At 36.5% G+C, this 5,035-nt stretch carries 5 protein-coding genes and 1 other RNA gene; 4 read left to right on the plus strand and 2 right to left on the minus strand.

Annotated features, from left to right (window positions below; genetic code table 11):
• Positions 1–171: 171 nt before the first annotated feature.
• The 3 genes from ssrS (at position 172) to rsmA (ending at position 2,196) form a co-directional block, all read left to right on the plus strand.
• Positions 172–339, plus strand: a non-coding RNA gene (ssrS, locus tag Q7J67_05195) — 6S RNA.
• A 4-nt stretch (positions 340–343) separates the two neighbouring features.
• The gene (gene pdxA / locus Q7J67_05200) at positions 344–1,363 is read left to right on the plus strand and encodes a 4-hydroxythreonine-4-phosphate dehydrogenase PdxA (GenBank protein MDO9464675.1); all 1,020 of its coding nucleotides are present in this window, start codon (positions 344–346) and stop codon (positions 1,361–1,363) included.
• On the plus strand, positions 1,360–2,196 hold the full coding sequence (gene rsmA / locus Q7J67_05205; GenBank protein ID MDO9464676.1) for a 16S rRNA (adenine(1518)-N(6)/adenine(1519)-N(6))-dimethyltransferase RsmA: 837 nt from the start codon (positions 1,360–1,362) through the stop codon (positions 2,194–2,196). The genes pdxA and rsmA overlap by 4 nt, the downstream gene beginning before the upstream one ends.
• On the opposite strand, the gene Q7J67_05210 is transcribed toward rsmA, so the two are convergent.
• On the minus strand, positions 2,186–2,788 hold the full coding sequence (locus tag Q7J67_05210; GenBank protein ID MDO9464677.1) for an HAD family phosphatase: 603 nt from the start codon (positions 2,786–2,788) through the stop codon (positions 2,186–2,188). The genes rsmA and Q7J67_05210 overlap by 11 nt on opposite strands.
• A gap of 133 nt (positions 2,789–2,921) precedes the next feature.
• Between Q7J67_05210 and recJ the strand changes: the two genes are divergently transcribed.
• Positions 2,922–4,631, plus strand: coding sequence for a single-stranded-DNA-specific exonuclease RecJ (gene recJ, locus Q7J67_05215; GenBank protein ID MDO9464678.1), 1,710 nt, complete (start codon positions 2,922–2,924; stop codon positions 4,629–4,631).
• Here the strand turns inward: recJ and rpmB are convergent.
• A complete protein-coding gene (rpmB, locus tag Q7J67_05220) occupies positions 4,628–4,819 on the minus strand; it encodes a 50S ribosomal protein L28 (GenBank protein MDO9464679.1) in 192 nt (63 codons plus the stop codon). The genes recJ and rpmB overlap by 4 nt on opposite strands.
• Positions 4,820–5,035: the final 216 nt, after the last annotated feature.

A 5,035-nucleotide genomic window follows, 5' to 3' on the forward strand; every position in this document is an offset into this window, starting at 1 on the left:
TCCTTAAATATTTTCGCAGATACTATTAATATTTTCCTGACCCCATCCCGAAAGCTTTCGGGATGGGGTCCCTTGTATCCTCCACCTAGGGGGTAAGGATGTATCTTACCATTTCCAAACATAAATAAATTTCCTCTTTAAATAATCATAAGTTGTGTTATAATGACTTAATATTCCCTGCTGTGTTTGTTATAAGTTTGGTTATTTTGAGCCAACAGTAAGAAAATGGGAGTTCGCATTTGGTGGGATATGCAATTGCATTGAACATTTAAGAGAGCACCCACGTGGCCTTAGCGGCTTCAAAACGACCCTATTTAGACGGCATTTGGCGGGGAATTTTTTTATGAGAGATTTTATGCAAAAGCCTGTAATTGCAATTACTCTTGGTGACCCTGGAGGAATTGGCCCGGAGGTTGTCGTAAAGGCTCTGGCTAATAAACAAGTCTACAAGTGCTGTACTCCAATTATAATCGGAGTTCAGAAAGCTCTTTATAAAACTAAAAAAATAAGCCCCTCCTATAAAATAGAAATAATAAATCATCTGTCAGACATTAAAAATATGTCTAAAAAAGCATACTTGTTTAATCCACAAAATTTAAAATTAAAAAATATAATACTTGGCAAACCAAACCCTATACAAGCCAAAGCTGCTATTGAATTTTTAAAAGACGCAGCTGTATTTGCTCTTAATAAGGAGATTGATGCAGTTGTAACTGCACCTGTAAACAAACATGCAATTAATGAGGCGGGCATTAAGTTTAGGGGACAGACAGAGTTTTTAGCAGCATGTACAAATACACATAAATATGCAATGCTTCTAACAAGTGAGAAAACCCGCATTATTCCCCTAACACGACACGTTCAAGTAAAAAACATTAATAAATTAATAAAAAAACAGTATATAATTGATACAATTGAACTGATTGATCAGAATAGTTTTCTGTTTGGCATACATAAACCAAGCATTGCAGTACTTGGCCTAAATCCTCATTGTGGAGATGGAGGCGCTATTGGGAACGAAGAAATAATGGAAATTATACCAGCAATCAATGAGACTCTAAAAAGTGGCATAAATGTCCATGGCCCTTTCTCTGCTGATGTATTTTTTGCGAGTTCTGAGTATAAGAAATATGATTTCATTTTGGCAATGTATCATGACCAAGGGCTTATACCTTTTAAGATGCTCTCTTTTGGCAAAGGTGTTAATGTAACAATAGGACTTCCAATTATCAGAACATCTCCTGACCACGGAACAGCATATGATATAGCCGGGCAGGGCATTGCAAATGAGGGAAGTTTAATAGAGGCAATTAAAATGGCTTCAAAGATGGCTATCATAAAACAATCTCTTCACAAGCAATGAATTTCTTCTCTCCAAATAGCATTAAGGAAGAACTCAAAAAAAACAATCTTCATCCGCAAAAAAAGTTTGGGCAGAACTTTCTTATAGACAGGAACATAGCCAATATAATAATCAACACTCTCAATATCAAAAAAAGCGATGTTATAGTTGAGATCGGTTCAGGACTAGGAGCCCTAACACACCTTATTGCTACTAAGGCAAAAAATGTAATAGCAGTGGAAACAGACACAAAACTACTTGATATTTCAAAGGACTTGCTCTCAGCATATAACAACATTGAATTCATCAATAAAGATATCTTAAAAACTAATTTTAATATTCATGGAAATTATAAGGTAGTAGGAAATATACCTTATTACATTACAACGCCTGTTATATTATTTCTTCTGGACATTATTCCAAGCCCAGAACTTTTCGTGCTAATGATCCAGAAAGAAGTGGCGCAACGACTTACAGCTAAGTCAGGATCCAAAACTTATGGCTCTCTATCAATCTTTGTGCAATATAGGTGCAGAGTAGAGATTGTTAAATATATAAAAAAGACTGCTTTTTATCCTCAGCCAGATGTGGATTCTGCTCTGGTAAAATTTACTCTTTTAGATGAACCGCCAGTTAAAGTAAAAAACGAAAGGTTGTTTTTTGCTATCATCCAGGCTGGTTTCATGTATAGAAGAAAAATGCTCATTAATGCAATATCAAGATATGCCAATTTAGGAATTGCTAGAGAAGAGTTAGAAAAGGCCTTTAAGTATCTTAAGTTATCTCCGAGTATTCGTGCAGAAAAACTCTCAATGTCTGAACTGGCAGACCTAAGTAATTATATTAAAAAGTAATATGGAGCTTCCTCAATCTCTCAACTAGTTTTTGATATGTTGTGTAATGTATCCCGTGTAGTCCTATTTCTGATGCGGCCTCAATATTTTTTTTAATATCATCTACAAACACACATTCATCCGGCTTTAACTTGAGCTTGTTTAATATGTCCATATACATTCTCTTACCAGGCTTCTTTTCTCCAACTTCGTATGAAAGGCTAACTGCATCAAACAAGTCAAAAATCTCCACCTGTTTAATATTAATTTCGAAATCCCATGGATTGGTGTTAGACAATAAACCGATTTTATAATTTCTTTTTAATTTTTTTATTAACTTGATGGTATCCTCTACAGAGGTGAATATATTACTATAAGCTTCTATAAATTCATCTTTTAAAATTGATAATCCACATGTTTTTTTAATAGCTGCAAACGTTTTATCAGAAGAAATGCCCCCTGATTCATATTTATCTATTAAACCTGAATCATAAATTAAACTATTCAGCTGCCCAAAGGATTTGTTTGTGTACTTTAAGAGTTTATTCAGAAATATATTATCATCAAAACGACAGATAACATTCCCGAAATCAAATATTATTGCTTTTATCATGCCCCTTAGAATACCTTATATGAACGTCCTATGCAATCTTTTGCATGAAAATCTTTGAAGGGAAAGTTTGATTTTGAGTAGGATTCGCTCTATAATCAGTTTCATATTAAACAACAAAAATAAGGAAACTGGTTTGAAAAATTACATATGGGAAATGTATGAGGCTAATATAGAGCTGCAGAGAGAATTATCAGATAAGCTGGGCATTATGCCAAATACATCTCAAATCCTTATAAATCGCGGGATAAAGGACATTCCTGCTGCAGAGAGTTTTCTGTATACTGCCATAAGCGCGTTATCAGACCCATTTTTACTGCCTGATGTAGAAACAAGCGTAAAGAGAATTCTAAAGACAATTAAACATAGGGAAAGAATAACTATTTATGGAGACTATGATGCTGATGGAATAACCTCCACTGCTCTGTTATATAGATTTTTAAAGGATTTTGGCGCAGATATTGATTTCTATATTCCAAACAGGATGAATGAAGGTTATGGGCTTAATACTAATATAATTAAAGACTTATGCAAAAAGGGCACAAAGCTTATTATTACTGTTGACTGTGGAACAAATTCTATTGAAGAGGTCAAGGCTGCAATCAGCATGGGGACAGACGTTATCATTACAGACCATCATACCGTTGAAATACCCATGCCGCAAAAATATCCTGTAGTTAATCCGAAAAGGGCTGATTCCAAATATCCTTTTTCTGAGCTTGCCGGCATAGGTGTTGTGTTTCAATTATGCAGAGCAGTGGCAAAGCATCTTCTTGGAGATATCTCTTCTGAAGGAATTCTTAAATATGCTGATCTTGCAGCGATAGGCACTGTAGCGGATGTTGTCCCTCTCTTAGGAGATAATAGAATAATTGTCAAATTGGGAATCTCAAAACTCCGAACCTCGGAAAACATTGGACTTAAGACACTAATCAAGGAATCAGGGCTAAAACAGAACAAAATATCAAGCGGACAGGTGGCGTTTATGATAGCTCCAAGACTTAATGCTGCAGGCAGAATGCAGAGCGCTGTTGAAAGCGTTACACTTCTCACAACAGATTCTCAGGAAGCTGCGTCAGATAAAGCAAAGCTTCTTTGCGCAGAAAACATCAACAGACAGGAAACAGAGAAAGAGGTTCTTGCCAGCGCCGTTGAAATGGTAAAAAGCTCAATTGACCTGGACAACGAGCCTGTTATCGTGCTTGAAAGCGATGAGTGGCATGAAGGAGTTATTGGAATAGTAGCCTCAAGACTTGTTGATATGTTCCACAGACCCGCAATTCTTATATGTACCCAGAAAAAAGAAGCAAAGGGCTCCGGAAGAAGCATATCAGGCTTTAAGCTTATTGATGCTCTTCGAGAATGCAAAGACTGCCTGATCAGATTTGGCGGACATTCTTACGCCGCAGGTGTGACAATCAATAAAGATAATATCAAGAATTTTAGAAACAAGATCAACTGGATTGCAGCCAGACTAATAACAAAGGAGCATCTTCAACCAAAGATGCGCATAGATTTAGCTCTTTCTCCATCAAATATCACAAACAAATTCTTAGCTGAAATAGAGCATCTTGAGCCTTATGGTATGGGAAACTCAAAACCTGTATTCATTGCAAAGGGTCTTGAGTTAGGCTTTTCTCCTAGAAAAGTCGGCGCGGATCATATCAAACTTACATTATCCCAACAGGGCAAACAATTCGAAGCTATTGGATTTAGAATGGCTGACTATATGGATAATTACAGATCCCAAAACCATATTGACATTATCTATACTCCGCAAATAAATATTTGGCAGGGCAGGAAGAGCTTACAGCTAAACTTAAAGGATATGAGGTTTAGAACCTAAGCGACTCTTTCTATCTTTCCGGAACGAATACACTGTGTGCAAACCTTTATGCGTCTTGGTTCCCCTTTGATCAGAGTCTTTACAGACTGCAGATTAGGAAGCCATCTCCGCCTTGTTCTGTTATTTGCATGGCTGACGTTATTGCCGGTCATTGGTCCTTTCCCGCAAACTTCACACTTTCTCGACATCTTAGAATTCTCCGATATTTGAAAACTTGTTTGTAGAATGTAGCATACTAATTCTTTTCTTGCAATGCTTTTCCTGCTGTAACACCAAAATGATAATGTCCTATTTGGCCAAAATAGAAATGTCCGCTTTTAAGGAAGCTATAATACCCGATTTAAGAGGAGGGTATTATGGCAGAAAGGGACATAATCATGGCGAGTCAAAGGGAATTAAAGCGG

The organism is bacterium (assembly GCA_030652805.1).
In the GTDB taxonomy this organism is placed as follows: Bacteria; JAHJDO01; JAHJDO01; order JAHJDO01; family JAHJDO01; genus JAHJDO01.

Bases quoted from the DNA above. Each gene is read 5' to 3' on its own strand.
- pdxA (MDO9464675.1), top strand. From the start codon at position 344: ATGAGAGATTTTATGCAAAAGCCTGTAATTGCAATTACTCTTGGTGAC.
- rsmA (MDO9464676.1), top strand. From the start codon at position 1,360: ATGAATTTCTTCTCTCCAAATAGCATTAAGGAAGAACTCAAAAAAAAC.
- rpmB (MDO9464679.1), bottom strand. From the start codon at position 4,819: ATGTCGAGAAAGTGTGAAGTTTGCGGGAAAGGACCAATGACCGGCAAT.
- Q7J67_05210 (MDO9464677.1), bottom strand. From the start codon at position 2,788: ATGATAAAAGCAATAATATTTGATTTCGGGAATGTTATCTGTCGTTTT.